Here is a 16,919-nt window from a genome sequence, read left to right as displayed (position 1 = left end):
TGTTTGATATTTATATAAATATAGCTTAAAAGCTACTATAAATTTTTCTCCAAAAGTCGTTTTATCTAGGTTAAAAGTCAAAGCTTAAAAAAATAAAGTAGTAATTAATATTTAAAATATTAAATATCTATATAATTTCATTAATACATTTTTTATAAGGAGAATGGTTATGGCAACCAGAAAAGAACACGATTTTATAGGTGAGTTGGAAATCTCTGACGATTTTTATTATGGTATCCAAACATTTAGAGCTACCGAAAATTTTCACATGAGTGGTAGAACTTTAAAAGAGTATCCATACTTTGTAAAAGCATTTGCACAAATCAAAAAAGCAGCTGCACTTGCAAATAAAGAGGTTGGCGTTTTAGACCCTAAGATCGCTGATACTCTAGCAAAAGCCGCTGATAGAGTAATAGCTGGTGAGTTTTTAGATCAATTTGTGGTTGATATGGTTCAAGGTGGTGCTGGAACAAGTACAAACATGAATGCAAACGAGGTTATTACAAATATCGCACTTGAGAGCATGGGTCATAAAAAAGGTGAGTATCAATGCATCCATCCAAACGATCATACAAACCTTGGACAAAGCACAAATGATACTTACCCAAGCTCAATAAAAGTAGCAACTTACGCAAAACTTACTGATTTGCTTGCTGCGATGAATCTACTAAAAGATGAACTTGATAAAAAAGCAAAAGATTTTAAAGATATCATTAAAATGGGCAGAACTGAGCTTGAAGATGCAGTTCCTACAACACTTGGAAATACATTTAATGCATTTGCAAGCTACATTAAAAGCGATATCGAAAAGATCACAGCTGCACGCGAGTCAATGACATATCTAAATATGGGTGCAACTGCGATTGGTACAGGTATTAACTGCCACCCTGATTATAAAAATGTAGTTGTTAAAAAGTTAAAAGATATCACTGGTGTTGATTTCAAAAAAGCTGATGATTTCATCGCAGCCACACAAGATACAGCAGACTTCGTTCACGTAAGTGGAGCGTTAAAAACTACAGCAGTTAGACTTTCAAAAATCGCAAATGACCTTCGCTTGATGAATTCAGGTCCAAGATGCGGCCTTGGCGAGATAAATTTACCGCAAATGCAACCAGGCAGTTCAATCATGCCAGGCAAAGTAAATCCAGTTATTGCTGAGGTTGTAGGCGAAGCGTGCTATGAAGTAATCGGCAACGACGTAACTATCATGCTTTGCTCAGAAAGAGGCGAATTTGAGCTAAATGCATTTGAGCCAGGCATCGCTTATGCGTTATTTAACTCTATATTTATCCTTGAAAACGCGATGAAAACACTAGCTGAAAAAGCTGTAAGAAAACTAACAGCAAATCCTGAAGCTTGCTTAAAATCAGTTCTAGGCTCAGTTGGTATCGTAACAGCATTTAACCCATACATTGGCTATGAAAAATCTGCAAGTATCGCTAAAGAAGCTTTGCAAACTGGTAAAGCAGTTGGTGATATCTGCCTAGAGAGAGGCTATCTAAGCAAAGAAGAGATCGATAAAATTTTAGAGCCAAAAAATATGCTAAATCCAAGCATGGTTAGGTAGAAATTTAAGCAAAGTATTATTAAAAGCGTGTCAAAATTCTGACACGCTTAAGTAAAAATTTTAGTTATAAAATTTAATAGAGGAGTTTTCAATGGATATTTCATTGATATTACAGTTGATCGTGCTCTTTGGCGCGATATTTTTGGGTGTTAGACTAGGCGGTATGGCCATTGGTTATGCTGGTGGCATTGGTGTCGTAGTTTTAACTTTAGGACTTGGATTAAAAGCAGGTAGTATACCTTGGGATGTTATTTTAATCATTATGTCCGTTATAGCTGCTATTACAGCGATGCAAGTAGCTGGTGGCCTTGATTATTTGGTGCAAATAGCCGAAGGGATACTAAGAAAACATCCAAAATATATAAATTTCTTAGCCCCGGTCGTTACTTACTTGCTAACTGTATTTGCTGGTACTGGACACACAGCATTTTCTATGATTCCAGTTATTACCGAAGTTGCAAAGACACAAAATATTAAGCCTAGCGCGCCTCTTAGTATAGCTGTTGTTGCTAGTCAGATAGCTATTACTGCAAGCCCAGTTTCAGCGGCGGTTGTATTTATGGCTGGTGAGCATGCCTTAGGTGGACTTGGTATTAGCTATCCATTACTATTAGCTATCTGGATACCTACAACTTTTATTGGTTGTATGCTAACAGCTCTTGTTATAAATATATTTTATAATCTTGATCTAAGTAGCGATAAAGAGTATCAAAGAAGACTTAAAGAAGGGCTAATCAAAGATGTTAAAATCGAAGAGAAAAAAGAGCTTCCAAAAGGAGCTAAATTATCTGTTTTAATATTCTTAGTTGGCGTTATTTCTGTCGTTTTATATGCTACTGCTATTAGTAAAAACGTAGGCTGGATAAAACCAAGCTATGTAACAGGCTATGAAAAAATTTATGAGACCAAAAGTCCAGATAAATTTAATGAACTAGTCGCAAAAGATATAAAAGTCAAAACGGACTCAACTACTAATGTAAAATATGTAGAAGATCCAGATAAGCCTACAAAGGTGTTGGTATTAACTAGAGATAACGCTATTATGAGCTTTATGCTAGTTATCGCTACTTTAATCACACTAACTTGTGGTGTCAAGGTCGATAAGCTATTTAATACAGCTACATTTAAAAGTGGTATGACTGCGTGCGTCTGCGTGTTAGGTGTAGCGTGGCTTGGAGATACTTTCGTGGTAAATCACACCGATGCGATCAAAAATTTTGCCGGCGATTTTGTTAAAGACTATCCATTTATGCTAGCTGTTGCGCTATTTTTTGCTAGTATGCTTCTTTATTCTCAAGCCGCTACCGCAAAGGCGCTTATTCCTACGGTTATAGCCGCACTTGGCTTAACTGCTGCAAATAACGGTGACGCATATATTTTAGTTGCATCATTTGCTGCAGTTTCAGCATTGTTTGTATTGCCAACATATCCGACACTTCTTGGAGCCGTTCAAATGGATGATACTGGAACAACTAGGATAGGTAAATATATATTTAACCACTCCTTTTTTATTCCAGGTGTTTTAGCTATTGCTTTTTCTGTCGCACTTGGATTTTTGATAGCTCCGATACTTTTATAAGTATTTTAAATCAAACTTAAGCCGAGATCTCTCTCGGCTTTTTAAATCTTTTGAAAATTTTTTAATTTCTATTCAAAATCCTTAATCAAAATTTTATATTCAAAATTTTTATAAGATTGCGTTAAAAATTATACTAATTAAATTTATCATTTTTAGAATTTTACTTATTTTGATATTAGAATGCTCATTTTTTAAAACTAAAAATCTAAATATAAATATTAAGTAAAATTTAATTTTATTTTCAACTTTAAATACTAGAATAACTAAAGGCAAATATCTTTTAAAGGGAGAAAGATGAGCTTAAATAGACGAGAATTTTTAAAATTCGGTGCTGGAGTTAGTATGGTTGCATCGTCCTTACCGGGTGGTGCTTTAGAAAATGCTGCAAAGCAAGATGAGAAGTACGTCCGTAGCTTTTGCGAGATGTGCTCTTCAAGATGCCCTATTGAAGCAAAGGTCGTTGATAATAAAATTTGCTTCTTAAGCGGTAATCCAAAAGCTGGCGGTACGGTAACTTCGCTTTGTGCAAGAGGTGGCTCTGGTTTTAGTCAGCTTTATGACGAAAATAGAGTCAAAAAGCCTTTGATCAGGGTTGGAGAGAGGGGCGAAAATAAGTGGCGCGAGGCCAGCTGGGACGAAGCACTTGATCTAGTTGCTTCAAAAATGCTTGAGATAAAGCAAAAGTATGGCCCAGAAAGCTTTGTATTTACCTGTAAAAGTTCGCAAACACATAAGCTAATGGTAAATTTTGCCTCATCTTACGGCTCGCCAAACTGCTTTTCACACTTTTCATGCTGTCCTATCACATATCAAATGGTCTGCGAGCAAATGTATGGCATAGCTAAGCTAAAAAGAGACTTTGCAAATGCAAAATATATTGTAAATTTTGGTCACAATCTCTTTGAAGGCATCGTCATAGCCGATGCTAAAAAGCTTGCTAAATTTGCAGCTAAAAAAGATACAAAACTACTTGTGCTTGAGCCAAGATTTAGCGTGGTGGCTTCAAAGGCTGATGAGTGGCTGCCAGTTAGACCTGGCACTGACCTAGCTTTTGTACTGGCCATCATAAATACATGGATACAAAATGGCACTTATGATAAAGAATTTATAGAAAAATTTACAATTGGCTTTGATGAGATCGTTAAAAGCGTAGAGGGCAAAACGCCTGAATGGCAAGAGGCGATCACCGGCATAAAAGCAAGTGACGTTAGACGCATCGCTGATGAAATTTATAAAGCTGCTCCAAGAGTTATTTTTGATTTTGGGCATAAGACAACCACCACAAAAGCTGAATACATGAGGACAAAAGCCATCATGGTGGCAAATGCGATGATGGGCAACTGGGAGGTTAAAGGCGGTCTTTTTGGTGGTAAAAATGCAAAAACCTTTAACAAGCTAGTTGGTGAGGATAAATTTCCAGTTCTTAAAAATCCAGATGAGAAATTTAAAGTGCCAAAAGTCACTAGACTTGACTTCGCTGGCGAGACTGGTAGGCATAAATTTGTAAGCAGAAAACATGGCGTTTTGATGGATATAAATGACGCTATCTTAAACGAGAAGCCATACGCCATAAAAGGCTGGTTTAACATTCGCTTTAATCACCTAATAAATGTTGCTGAGACGATGAAGAGCATAGAGGCGATGAAGAAGCTTGATTTTATCGTGGTAAGTGATGTTTATCTAAACGATATGGCGACCTTTGCTGATGTCATCTTGCCTGAGAGTAGCTACCTAGAGCGCGACGAGGGCATAGAGGATAAGTCAGGTCTAAAGCCAGCTTATATGATAAGAAATAAAGTTATTGATCCAGTTGGCGACACAAGAGATGGGGCGTTTATCTTTAGAGAGCTAGCACGCCGCATGAAGATAGATGAGCTTTATACTTGGAACGACATACGTGAGTTTAGGATGCAACAAGCTGGTGGAGATGTAAATTTACTTGCTACGCTGGAAAAAGATGGTTTTATCACGTGGGATGAGCCGGGAATTTTGTTTAGAGAAAAGGGCATGATCGATAAATTTGTCACTAAATATCCAGTCGCATCTAAATTTGTAGGCGAAAATGGCCTAATGGATGATATGGCTAAGCTTAAAACAAAAAGCGGCAAGATAGAGCTATTTTTGCCTGATGTCGAGGCGCAGTTTGCAGGATATGGCGCGCTAAATGACAAAGATATGGACACATTTGACGGACACGAGCTTTGCTTAACTTGCGGTAAAACGCCTATTCATACCAACGGTCACACCCAAGCAGTGCCATTTTTAAATGACCTCATGAGCGATAGCCCTATCTGGATCAATCCAAACACAGCTAAGAAGCAAAATTTACGTGATGGCGATATGGTCGTGGTGAAAAATAAATTTGGCGAGCAAAAGGGCAAGCTCATGGTGACCGAGGGCATTAGAGAAGATACACTCTTTGTCTATCACGGCTTTGGACACATCACTCCAGCTCTTAATAGCATAAATCACGTGGGGCTTAACACAAGCGTACTTCTTGATCCAGCTGAGGGTCCAGTGGCTGCGACTATGGTTACAAATGTTGGCGTTAGCATAAGTAAAGCGTAAGGATAGAAAATGAAAAAATATATGATGATACATGATGAAAATTTATGCATCGGCTGTCAAGGCTGTTCGGTAGCTTGCAGAAGTGCAAACAACGTACCAAGAGGACTTTACCGTTTGCAGGTGCATGCAAAGATGAGTGGGACATTTCCAAATTTAAAGACTGACTTTTTACGTCAAAGCTGTGTTATGTGCGAAGATGCACCTTGTGTTGAGGTTTGCCCAACTGGTGCTAGCTTTAAGACAGCTGATGGCGTGACGCTGCTTGATCATAGAATTTGTGTTAGTTGCAAGTACTGCATCCTGGCCTGTCCATACGACGCTCGCTACGTCTTACCAAATGGCGAGATAGGCAAATGCACATTTTGCTATGAGAGTAGGCTAGAAGAGGGCAAAGAGCCAGCTTGCGTTAGCGTCTGCCCTACAAATGCCCTAACTTTTGGCGATGTAAATGATGAAAATTCTAAAATTTCAAAGAAATTAAAAGAGAGTAAATACTACTTGCCAAAAGCGGAGCTAAACACAAAACCTTCACTTGCGATGATCGCAAATACAAAAGGAGCACACCATGAATAACATGTCAGGAAGCCTAGCTCAATACTCTGAAATTTACTGGGGCTGGCCGATAGCCGTTTATCTATTTTTAGCAGGACTTAGTGCGGGTGCTAGCATCGTTGCTGTGCTCATTTCAAAAAAGTATGGCAAAGAGAACTACTATTTTAAAGCAGCTGCTCTTATCGCTCCAGCGGCGATCATCCTTGGACTTGCTCTTTTGGTGCTTGATCTTGGCAAGCCGCTTAGCTTTTACTGGATCTTGTTGCTTTATAACTTTGACTCAGTTATGTCAATAGGCGTTGCACTACTTTTAGTTTATACGCCTCTTAGCGTTATATATGCAGTTGGTGCATTTAAAAACGAGATTGCATTGCTTAAAATTTCTCTTTTTGATATGGTTGCAAATTTTGCTAGCAAGCTTTCAAGCCTACTTGAAATTTTGCTTTTTATCCTAGGCATTGGCGTTGGTGCATATACAGGCTTTTTGCTAAGCGCAGCTCACAAGATCGCACTTTGGAATACATCAGTCTTGCCGGTATTATTTTTAGTATCAGGCTTGAGCTGTGCTGGTGCATTTACGTTACTTGTTGGCGTACTAAAAGATAAGGCAAAAAGACAAAACGATATTGCACACTATTTATTAAAATTTGATTTTTTTACGATTATCGCCGAGTTTTTGCTCATAGTTGCTCTATTTATGGTTGTAAAAGGTGCAAGCACAAGTGGTGCGCAGAGCGTAGCAAATGCGCTTAGCGCAAATTCTCTTGGGCTAATGTTTTATATTGGCGTCATTGGTTTTGGTATGGCTTTGCCTATCATTTTAGACTTAAGCGTTTTAAAGGTGCATGATTTTAAACGCGAATTTGCCGTGATCAACGCATTATTCGTAATATGTGGCGTCTTTTTGCTAAGGTGTTACATTGTCTATGCGGGGCAAATTTTTATTTAATGCTTAAAAAATAATTTTAATTTTGAATTTACCTATTAAATATTACAATAGGGCTAAATCTTAATAAAACTTATTTTTTAGGAGAGAGATTTGAAAATTTTGCTTTTAGAAGATGATTTAGGGTTTCAAGAGAGCGTCTGTGAGTTTTTGCAGACGCTTGATTATGAAGTTACAGCGGTGAGCGATGGCCAAGATGCGTGTGATCTGATAGAGAAAAATTTCTATCACCTTTTTATACTTGATATAAAAGTCCCTGGCGTAAATGGACATGAAGTTATCAAGTACATAAGGAGCTTAAATCCAAATGCTCCTATCATGATAACAACATCTTTAGTTGATATAGACGATATGGCTATTGGCTACGAGCTTGGCTGTAACGAATACCTAAAAAAGCCATTTGAACTTGCTGAGCTTAAATTTAGAGTAGCTGAGCTTATGAGAAAATACTATGGAACTGACGATAAAAATATAGTAAAGATCAATGACGAGTTTAGCTTTAATCTAAACAAGCGTGCGCTATTTAAAAACGGCAAAATGGTCGATCTTAGCGCAAAAGAAGTCGCACTTGTTGAGTGTCTAGTTTCACATCTAAATTCTTACGTCAGCATGGAAGAGCTAAGAGATCTTGTCTGGAACGATAAAGAGATAGAAGGCGCTGATATCAGAATGCACGTTTTAAAGATAAGAAACAAAACAACCAGTGACTTTATCACTTCAAAGAGGCGTATAGGCTACAAGATAGATGCACAAGAGCTTTAAGATCCAGATCATAGCGACATTTGTCATAATGTCGCTTTTTTGTTTTCAAAGCTTTGTGATCTTAAATTTAAGCCAAAAAAACAGCACTTCAAAAGCTCTTTTTGGTGCAATGAAGCATGAAACTATTATCAAAAATTCGTTTTTAAAAAATGAAAATATAACTCCTTCTTTAAAGTATAAATTTGCGATCTATGATGTAAATTTTAATCCAATTATTTCAAATCTCTCCAAGCAGCCAAGCAATTTTAAATTTGTAACACTTGAAGAAAATGGCTTCTTGTTTTATAAAAGCTTTTTTATAAAGGATAAAACGCCTTATTACATTGTCGTTGAAAAAGAGCTTGATAATGAAAAAAGTATATTTCTAGCGGCACTTATGCTCCTTGTCATCCTTGTGGCTGTGCTTTTTATCGTCTATTTTTTATATCTAAGCAGTGTTAAGCCTTATAAAGAGTTTCAAAAATATATGAACAACTTCTTTAACGACGCCATGCATGAGCTAAAGACCCCACTTGGCGTAGCTGGCATGAATCTTGAGATGCTTGGGCTTGAAAACAAGTATATAACCCGCATCAAAAACGCTCTAAAACAGATGCAAATAACATATGAAGATGTTGAGTATTTCATAAAGCGAGGCTATATAAAATTCCCACTCGAGCGGCTAAATTTAGGCGAATATATAATAGAGCGAGTGAAATTTCTCTCAAGCGTGGCTGATGTTAAGCACATCGAGATAAAGACAAATTTAGAAGGTAATGCATTTACTATGCTAAGCAAGGTCGAAGCTCAGCGCATCATCGACAACACCATAACAAACGCCATAAAATACAGCCAAAAAGAGAGCGAGATAATAGTAAATTTAGAGCTTGAAGCAGACCGCATAAATCTTAGCGTGCAGGACTTTGGCAAGGGGATAAAGGACGTCAAAAAGGTCTGGAAAAGATACGTCAGAGAGGATGAAATCCAAGGCGGCTTTGGTCTTGGGCTAAATATCGTCAGTGAAATTTGTCAAAAACATGGCATTACATACGGCGTTGATAGCGTTTATAATGAAGGCAGCACCTTTTACTATAAATTTAAACGAGCTTAAATTAAGCATAAAAGCGTAAAATGAAGCCTTAAATTTAGAAGGAAAAACTTTGGATAGAATCGTTGAAATCGAAAAAGTAAGCTTTGAAAATGACTTTGAAGTCTCACTTAGACCGACAAAATTTGAAGACTACATCGGACAAGAAAAGATAAAACAAAATTTAGACGTCTTTATAAAAGCCGCTAAAAAGCGAAATGAGTGCCTAGATCACGTGCTATTTTATGGCCCTCCAGGACTTGGCAAAACCACCCTTGCTCACATCATCGCAAACGAAATGGGCGTAAGTATAAAAATGACCGCAGCACCGATGATAGAAAAGAGTGGCGATCTGGCGGCGATCCTTACAAATTTACAAGAGGGTGACGTGCTTTTTATCGACGAGATCCACCGCCTAAGCCCAGCTATCGAGGAGGTGCTTTATCCTGCGATGGAGGACTTTAGACTTGATATCATAATAGGCTCTGGCCCAGCTGCTCAAACTATCAAGATAGATCTGCCAAAATTTACACTTATTGGCGCAACGACGCGTGCTGGCATGATCTCAGCGCCTTTAAGAGACCGCTTTGGGATGGACTTTAGGCTGCAGTTTTATACAAGCAGTGAGCTAAGCCGTATCGTACAGATCGCCTCAGCCAAGCTTGGCAAAGAGTGCGACAAAAACGCCTCGCTTGAGATCGCCAAACGCTCACGTGCCACACCTAGGATTGCTCTTAGGCTACTAAAGCGAATTCGCGACTTTGCTGAGGTAAATGACGAGCAAATCATCAGCCACGAGCGTGCAAAAGAGGGACTTAACGCGCTTGGTGTAAATTCGCTTGGATTTGACGAGATGGATATTAGGTATTTAGAAATTTTGATGCAAGCAAGGCGCCGTCCTATGGGTCTTAGTACGATCGCTGCGGCACTTAGTGAGGATGAGGGCACGGTTGAGGACGTCATTGAGCCATATCTGCTTGCAAATGGCTTTATCGAGCGCACAGCAAAGGGCAGGATCGCAAGTGCGAAGTGCTTTGAGACCTTTAACGTCAAGATCGACATCGAAAAAGGGCTTTTTGAGTAGCAAAATTTAAATTTGGAGCAAAAATGGGTGAGCCACATCTTTGTCCTAAGTGCAAGCAAAGGACGATTTACTTTGATGGGATCTGCTATGATTGCAGACAAAAAGAGAAGCTGGAGTTTTATCAAGGCTTAAGCAAGACTGAGATTAAGCAAAAGCTAAAAAATGTCCTAGTTCACACAGACGAGATAGGCAAATACGATGAAATTTATAGCGATCTTGTTTATATTTTCTACCTGCACGGCATTTGCGACGAGCAGATAATAAGAGAAGTGACCGAGCAGGGTGAGTACTATCCATTTGAAATTTACAAAAACGCCTCAAGTGACGTGAGAGATGAGCTCATAAATAGCCTAAATGGCGCTGAAAATATCGTAAAAATAAATCACATCCTTTGCGCACTTGCCTGGCAGGGTGATGAGGTGGTAAGGGAGCTATTTTTTAAGCTCTATAATGCGCCAAAGCCTTGGAAGGCGAAGCTTCATGTTGATATGGACGGATATGCGCAGGTTGCTGGCTGGAGCTTTGACGAGAGTGGCAAGAGAAGAAGCCTAGTTTTTGATAAATGTTTTACATGTGGGCCAAGCCAAAACGCAGATGCAAGCATTAAATTTAAAGCACTAAGCGATGAAAAATGTAAATTTTGTAGCGGCGAGATGCTGGAATTTATCATCAAAAAAGAGAGTCTAAAGCGACTTGGACTAGAGCTAAAAAACGATGCTGTACTTAAATTTTGTCCAACATGCGTTGGCCTTGTGCAGTATTTTTGCCAAAATGACGGCAAAAGCGTGCAAACAGAAGTGGTAGGCGAGGGCGAGAGTGAAGACTATGTAAGAGACGCTGTGGCGACGCTTGATGGGCAAAAATTTGAGCTAGCTAGCGAGGTTTGCGCTCACTACTCATATATGATAGATAGCGAAATTTTACTTGGTGGATATCCGCAGTGGGAGCAAGATTCTGAGCATTTAAAATGTCCAAAATGTAGCAAAAGCATGAAATATCTAGCGCAAATTCCTCTTGGAAGTCTAGTAGATGGTGAGGGAACTATATATGTTCAAATATGTGATGAATGCGAGATCGTCGGGGCAAATTTTCAGTGCACGTAAAAGTCTAAATTTGTAGGAGCTTTTGAGCTAGAAAATTTACGTAAAACTTGCTAGACAAATTGTAAATTTATCTAAGCGCTAGAGTATTACGCTAAAAATGTCCAAAGTCTAGCCACACTTGCTAGCTTTGCAAGCTTGATGGCAAAGAGATTGAGCAAATTTGGGAAGCAAATGAGCAGCTTTGATAAATTTGCTATAATTACCCCATTTCAAGGGAGCAAGATGAACAATAGACTATTTTTTGGAATTTTTGTATTTTGTGCTTTGGCTTTGGTGGTCTATCTTTTTAAACCATATCTGCTTGATATTTTTATCGCAGCACTGCTTGCTGTCGCGGTTTCAAATGTCCAAATCGCATTTTTATCGCTCACTAAAAACCGTAAGACGCTTTCATCGGCTCTTACCACATCTGTGCTTCTTTGCTTATTTATCGCTCCACTTCTTTATGCGGTAGTTGAGATCGCAAAATACGCAGCTGGCTTTGATATAAACAATGTCACAAAGACTATCGAATTTATCAAAAATTATGATTTTAGGATGCCTGAGTCGATAAATTTTTTAGAGCCAAAGATAAAAGAATTTATCGGCGGACTTGATATTAAGATGCTTTTTTCTCAACTTGCGACAAATCTTGCAAGCCTGGGTAAGTTAAGCCTTAAATTTGGCGTTGATATGATCATTATTTTGGTCTTTTTCTTCTTTTGTAATCTTTATGGCAATGAACTAATCAGCTATCTAAAATATGCACTTCCGCTAAAACAAGATGACACAGAGTCTATTTTAAGTGAGGTTGGCAACGTGATGAGTGTGGTTTTTTACTCAACCATTGCAAATATGATAATCCAAGGCTTTTTATTTGCTATTATCACAAGCTTTTACGGCTATGACGGCGTGCTAACTGGCATCTTTTTTAGCTTTGCTTCGCTTATTCCAGTTGTTGGTGGTATTCTGGCGTGGGCGCCTATTAGCATTTATGAGTTTGCAAATGGCAACACAGCAGCAGCGATAACTATCGCAATTTATACGATCGTAGTGATCTCATTTGCAGCTGATACGCTTTTAAAGCCACTTGTTATTAAATTTATAAACTCAAAGCTGGTCAAAATACCAACAAAGATAAATGAACTTCTTATATTCTTTGCGATGCTCGCCGGCATCACGACATTTGGGTTTTGGGGCGTGATCCTTGGACCAGCGATTGTAACATTTTTTATCTCGACTATCAAGCTTTATACACTTTTAAGAGAGAGAAATTTTGTATAAAAATAGGAACAAATATGATCTATGAAGATAAATTTATAAAAATCGAGCGTGAAGACAATGAACTTCCATGGATAAAAATTTTTACCATTAAGCCATTTCGTGAGCTAAGCGACTGCGATGAGGCAAGTAGAGTTAGGCTTTTTGAGGCGATGCTTATAAGCGAAAAGGCTATGCTTGAGTTTTATAAACCAACTAAAATAAACATTGCAAGCTTTGGAAACTACGTGCCACACGTGCATATTCATGTTATTGCTAGATTTAGTGATGACGCATTTTTTCCAGATAGCGTTTGGGCTAATCCAAAAAGAAAAAGCGAGCTTGCGTTGCCAGAGTTTGATAAATTTGCAAAATTTTTAGAAGAAAAGTTAAGGGCTAGTTTTGAATAAATATAAAAAATATTTTAATGTCTATATCATTTTTATCTTTATCATAGTACTTGGAGGGCTTTTTTACTTTCTTTACAGCTCTTATATGGCTGAAAAGATGCAAAATAATATGCGAGTCTTTTTTGATTACCAGGTAAAACAGCTTAATAAAAGTATAGATGATGAGAAATTTTCATCAATGGCGATCTCTATCTTGCTTGCTCAAAATGAGTCTATACAAATGTGCTTGCTAGGGCAAAGTCGCGATGAATGTATAAAAAATATCGAAAATTTAACCAAAACCCTTGGCGCAGCATCGATGTATAACAACATTAAGCTTCATATTTATGATAAAGATCTAAAAAGCTATGTAAGGAGTTGGGATCTAAACAGATATGGCGATATGATCGCTAGTAGTAGGTTTTTAGTGCAAGAGTCAAGGCATCAAAACAAGCCCATGGTCGGCATCGAGGCGTGGTATGCTGGAACGCATATAAGGGCTGTCTCAAACGTAATACGTGATGGTAAAATTATTGGCAACATCGAGGTTTTGTTAAATTTTGACTCACTTGGAAATTATTTTAAAAAGCAAGGAATTGATCTATTTGTTCTTTTGGCAAAAGACAAGATGCCATCTCGTAAAAGCATTCCAAGTGATCAAATTTTAAATGATTATTACATCGAAAATTTAAGCAGTGCAAATTTAAACATAGTAGGTTTTTTGCGTGATATTAATTTTAAAGAATATGAATTTTACGTTTATAAAACACACTACTTTTGCGTGGTACCACTAATAGATGCTAGCAACACACAGATAGGTTACTACGTGCTTCATGTAAATACTAATGAAAAAGAGCGAAATATTTCACAAAATTATTTTGAGTCAGAAGAGCTTTTTTAATTTAAGCTATTTAATAAAATTTTTATTTGTATTTTAGATAGAAATGGTGGAAGCGAGGGGGATCGAACCCCTGTCCAAAAACAAAATGCATACAGCCTCTACACGCTTAGCAAAAGTGAAAATTTCATCTAAAAAGGCTCACTTTCCAAAACCAAAATTTAGACTAAGACTAAAATTTCAGCTAGCAAGCAGTCACTTTGCGAGCCTACTCTAGCTAAATTACTTGCTTTTGTCCTAGCTAGAATTAGACTAAGCAAGGCTCAACTGAACTTACGCAGCTTTAGCGTAAGCAGGAGCGAAATTAACGTTGTTTGCGTTTAAATTTAATTTGAGCTTTTTACGCTTTGCTCAAAGCGACGTGCCACCATACACACTCTGCTCCTGTCGAAGCCAAGTCGCTCCCAAAAAATAAAATGGCTAGTGGATTATTTAGTTAAGTTTTGCAGGCACATCAATAATTTTTGGCTCAAGAACACTAAAATATTCAAAATCGTTCTCGACGTCATCTTTATATTTATTGAACTGATCACTAACAAGCAGCAACCAATCTATAAATTTATCATTTGCTGGCCCTTTTAGACTTCTTGCTTCTTGAGCTATCTCTTCAGCTAAAGTTGTAAGCTTTAATATCGGATCAAGATGCATGAATCCTGCTGCTGATTTAATATTATGAAAAATCCTAGTAAGCTCTAGGATGCTATCTTTATATTTATCAGCTCTTCCTAAATTTATTATCAAAGGCTCGAGTAAATCGCACATTAAAGCATAGTGAGATAAAAATTCTTCAACTATATCATAAGAGTAATCTATTTCAAGCCTTTTTAATATACCCATTTTTATGTCCTTAAGAAATTGGCGTAATTGTAGCAAAAATTTGATAAAATTGTTAGCCTTTTAGCTAAAAATCCTTGGAGCTTGCAATGAAAAATGAAAAAACTCAGAAGAAAAAACTAAGCATAAATGATATAAAAAATAAAAAAGACATTGAGCCTATTGTAATGATAACAGCCTATGATGCGTTATTTGCTAAGCTTTTTGATGATTATGCTGATATTATTTTGGTTGGCGATAGCTTAAATATGAGTTTTAATATGCAAGAAAGCACGATAAGTGCGGACATGAATACCATGCTTTATCATACAAAGGCCGTTTGTAACGGAGCTAAAAATACTTTTATCATGGCTGATATGCCATTTGGTAGCTACACAAATGAAAAGCAAGCTATAAAAAATGCGATGAAATTTTTTAAACAGACAAATGCCGATGCGGTAAAGCTCGAAGTTGGCATGCACCAAGTAAATTTAGTAAAGCGTCTTTGTGAGGAGGGCATAAACGTTATGGCTCATATCGGTTTAAAGCCTCAGTTTTATAAATTTGAAGGCGGCTATAAGATAAAGGGAAGAAGCGAGATCGAGGTAAAAAAACTAATTGAAGAGGCTTTGGCGTTTGAGCAAGCTGGAGCATTTGGCATCTTGCTTGAGGGTACGATGAGTAGCGTGGCTAGCGAGATAACAAAGCAAGTTCATATACCAGTTATTGGCATTGGGTCTGGGGTAAATGTCGATGGACAAGTGCTTGTGTGGTCTGATATGCTTGGTTTTTTTGAAGACTTTAAACCAAAATTTGTAAAACACTATCTTGATGGAGCGGATATTGTAAGAAAGAGTGTGCAATCCTACGCAAATGATGTAAAAGGCAAAATTTTTCCAAGTGAAGAATTTTGCTATTAGGATGATTAATATCCGCATTAAAAGAACGTGGCAAAATTAAATTTCTTTATAGCCTTTTATATCAAGTCCAAAGCCTGCAAGACTTACAAATTCTTTATTTTTATTTGAGCTTAAAAGCTCAATTTCGCTTATGCCAAAATACTTTAAAATTTGTGCCCCAATACCATAATCTTTTTGTGAGCTTGCATCGCTTTTATTGCTGTCTAAAAATAGCAACACTCCGCCATTTTTACTTAAAAAATCCAATGCCTTTAATAAATTATCAAATTTATCTCCGCTTAAAAGCTCATGGTCTTTGCTTATTTTTTGAAATTTTACATTAGTTTGCGCTTTTGTCTCTCCAAAAACATAGGCAGCGTGATTTTTATTTTCGTGATCTTTTATGTCATATCTTTTTGCTTCAAAACCACAGATTTTTACACTCTTTGCGGGCGAAACCTCTATTAAGCTTTCGTGGCTAAGTCTGTATTCTACTAATTCAGAAACGCTTATCATGTTTAGGTTAAATTTTTTACAGAATTCCTCCAGATAATCACGTCTGGCCATTGTGCCATCTTCTTTTACGATCTCGCAAATCGCTGCCATTGGACTAACGCCAGCAAGTTTGCAAAGATCAACTGATCCTTCAGTGTGACCTGTTCGAACGAGTACGCCGCCCTTTTTTGCAATAAGCGGAAATATATGCCCAGGCCTTACAAAATTTTCAGGCACTGAATCAGTACTAGCAGCAAGTCTAATCGTCATATCACGCTCATAAGCACTTACGCCTGTCGTTGCCTCCTTTGCATCAATTGTAACAGTAAATGCGGTTTCGTGACTGGATGTATTTTTAGAAACCATTAGCGGCAAATCAAGTCTTTTTGCGTTTGCTTCATCCATCGCAAGACAAAGCACACCTTTTGCATGAGTGATTGCAAAATTTACCTTTTGCATATCGCTGCTTGCCGCTGAAAAGACCAAGTCTCCTTCATTCTCACGGTCCTCATCATCGACCATAATTACCATTTTGCCATTTTTTATATCTTCAATCGCTTTTAATACATTTTCAAATGCCATAAATTTCCCTTATTAATTTTTTACGATTATATTGATTTTTTGATAACTTAGAGATAAAAATATTAATTTTGATTTGTCTTGTATCAATTATTTAGAAATTTTAGAAAAAGATTTATTTTTAAATATATGCGATTTAGTGGTGATAACTTAGATTTTATTTTTTAATTTATTTTATATATAAATTTTTAATAAAAGAAACTTGCTTTAAGAATTATAGTAACGATGGAAATGAAAGCCAAAGAATAAAAGATGGCGCAGCGGACGGGGCTCGAACCCGCGACCTCCGCCGTGACAGGGCGGCATTCTAACCAACTGAACTACCGCTGCACCTAAAATGGTGGTCGCTATAAGACTCGAACTTATGACATCCACCT

General features: G+C 37.4%; 15 protein-coding genes, 1 tRNA gene and 1 other RNA gene. 13 read left to right on the top strand and 4 right to left on the bottom strand.

Going from position 1 to position 16,919, the window contains the following annotated elements:
• Positions 1-169: 169 nt before the first annotated feature.
• The 12 genes from CVS95_RS09505 to CVS95_RS09450 all read left to right on the top strand — a co-directional run bounded on the left by CVS95_RS09505 (position 170) and on the right by CVS95_RS09450 (position 13,759).
• A complete protein-coding gene (locus tag CVS95_RS09505) occupies positions 170-1,570 on the top strand; it encodes an aspartate ammonia-lyase (RefSeq protein ID WP_107696443.1) in 1,401 nt (466 codons plus the stop codon).
• Between the two features lie 91 nt (positions 1,571-1,661).
• Positions 1,662-3,149, top strand: a complete 1,488-nt coding sequence (locus tag CVS95_RS09500) for an anaerobic C4-dicarboxylate transporter (protein WP_054196953.1) — start codon at positions 1,662-1,664, stop codon at positions 3,147-3,149.
• Between the two features lie 294 nt (positions 3,150-3,443).
• Positions 3,444-5,717: a thiosulfate reductase PhsA gene (gene phsA / locus CVS95_RS09495; protein WP_107696442.1), complete on the top strand. Its 2,274-nt coding sequence runs from the start codon at positions 3,444-3,446 to the stop codon at positions 5,715-5,717.
• 9 nt (positions 5,718-5,726) lie between these two features.
• Positions 5,727-6,290 carry a 4Fe-4S dicluster domain-containing protein gene (locus CVS95_RS09490; RefSeq protein WP_072595164.1) on the top strand — a complete coding sequence of 188 codons (564 nt, stop codon included), beginning with the start codon at positions 5,727-5,729 and terminating at the stop codon, positions 6,288-6,290.
• On the top strand, positions 6,283-7,218 hold the full coding sequence (nrfD, locus tag CVS95_RS09485; RefSeq protein WP_107696441.1) for an NrfD/PsrC family molybdoenzyme membrane anchor subunit: 936 nt from the start codon (positions 6,283-6,285) through the stop codon (positions 7,216-7,218). The genes CVS95_RS09490 and nrfD overlap by 8 nt, the downstream gene beginning before the upstream one ends.
• A gap of 90 nt (positions 7,219-7,308) precedes the next feature.
• Positions 7,309-7,977 (top strand): response regulator transcription factor, encoded by a 669-nt coding sequence (locus CVS95_RS09480; protein ID WP_107696440.1) that lies wholly within the window; start codon positions 7,309-7,311, stop codon positions 7,975-7,977.
• Positions 7,961-9,067, top strand: coding sequence for a sensor histidine kinase (locus tag CVS95_RS09475; RefSeq protein WP_107696439.1), 1,107 nt, complete (start codon positions 7,961-7,963; stop codon positions 9,065-9,067). The genes CVS95_RS09480 and CVS95_RS09475 overlap by 17 nt, the downstream gene beginning before the upstream one ends.
• A 49-nt stretch (positions 9,068-9,116) precedes the next feature.
• Positions 9,117-10,127, top strand: coding sequence for a Holliday junction branch migration DNA helicase RuvB (gene ruvB / locus CVS95_RS09470; RefSeq protein WP_021090089.1), 1,011 nt, complete (start codon positions 9,117-9,119; stop codon positions 10,125-10,127).
• Positions 10,128-10,150: 23 nt separating this feature from the next.
• A complete protein-coding gene (locus tag CVS95_RS09465) occupies positions 10,151-11,230 on the top strand; it encodes a cytochrome C (protein WP_107696438.1) in 1,080 nt (359 codons plus the stop codon).
• 222 nt (positions 11,231-11,452) lie between these two features.
• Positions 11,453-12,493, top strand: a complete 1,041-nt coding sequence (locus CVS95_RS09460) for an AI-2E family transporter (RefSeq protein ID WP_103576258.1) — start codon at positions 11,453-11,455, stop codon at positions 12,491-12,493.
• 14 nt (positions 12,494-12,507) lie between these two features.
• Positions 12,508-12,879 carry an HIT family protein gene (locus CVS95_RS09455; RefSeq protein ID WP_103582207.1) on the top strand — a complete coding sequence of 124 codons (372 nt, stop codon included), beginning with the start codon at positions 12,508-12,510 and terminating at the stop codon, positions 12,877-12,879.
• The gene (locus CVS95_RS09450) at positions 12,872-13,759 is read left to right on the top strand and encodes a cache domain-containing protein (RefSeq protein WP_107696437.1); all 888 of its coding nucleotides are present in this window, start codon (positions 12,872-12,874) and stop codon (positions 13,757-13,759) included. The genes CVS95_RS09455 and CVS95_RS09450 overlap by 8 nt, the downstream gene beginning before the upstream one ends.
• Positions 13,760-13,803: 44 nt before the next feature.
• Here CVS95_RS09450 and ssrA read toward each other — a convergent pair.
• Together ssrA and CVS95_RS09440 are read right to left on the bottom strand one after the other, a co-directional pair.
• Positions 13,804-14,162: a transfer-messenger RNA gene (gene ssrA / locus CVS95_RS09445) on the bottom strand.
• 26 nt (positions 14,163-14,188) lie between these two features.
• Positions 14,189-14,593 carry a phosphorelay protein gene (locus CVS95_RS09440; protein WP_103618948.1) on the bottom strand — a complete coding sequence of 135 codons (405 nt, stop codon included), beginning with the start codon at positions 14,591-14,593 and terminating at the stop codon, positions 14,189-14,191.
• 86 nt (positions 14,594-14,679) lie between these two features.
• On the opposite strand from CVS95_RS09440, the gene panB reads away from it, so the two are divergent.
• Entirely contained in the window at positions 14,680-15,489 is an 810-nt protein-coding gene (panB, locus tag CVS95_RS09435; RefSeq protein ID WP_107696436.1) for a 3-methyl-2-oxobutanoate hydroxymethyltransferase, read from the top strand.
• Positions 15,490-15,525: 36 nt separating this feature from the next.
• Here the strand turns inward: panB and CVS95_RS09430 are convergent, their stop codons facing one another.
• Positions 15,526-16,545, bottom strand: a complete 1,020-nt coding sequence (locus CVS95_RS09430; RefSeq protein ID WP_107696435.1) for a bifunctional 3,4-dihydroxy-2-butanone 4-phosphate synthase/GTP cyclohydrolase II — start codon at positions 16,543-16,545, stop codon at positions 15,526-15,528.
• A 250-nt stretch (positions 16,546-16,795) separates the two neighbouring features.
• Positions 16,796-16,872, bottom strand: a tRNA-Asp gene (locus CVS95_RS09425).
• Between the last annotated feature and the right edge of the window lie 47 nt (positions 16,873-16,919).

Source organism: Campylobacter concisus (assembly GCF_003048905.1).
In the GTDB taxonomy this organism is placed as follows: Bacteria; Campylobacterota; Campylobacteria; order Campylobacterales; family Campylobacteraceae; genus Campylobacter_A; species Campylobacter_A concisus_V.
The sequence above is the reverse complement of the archived record's forward strand: the minus strand, read 5'-3'. Positions and strand labels throughout refer to the sequence as shown.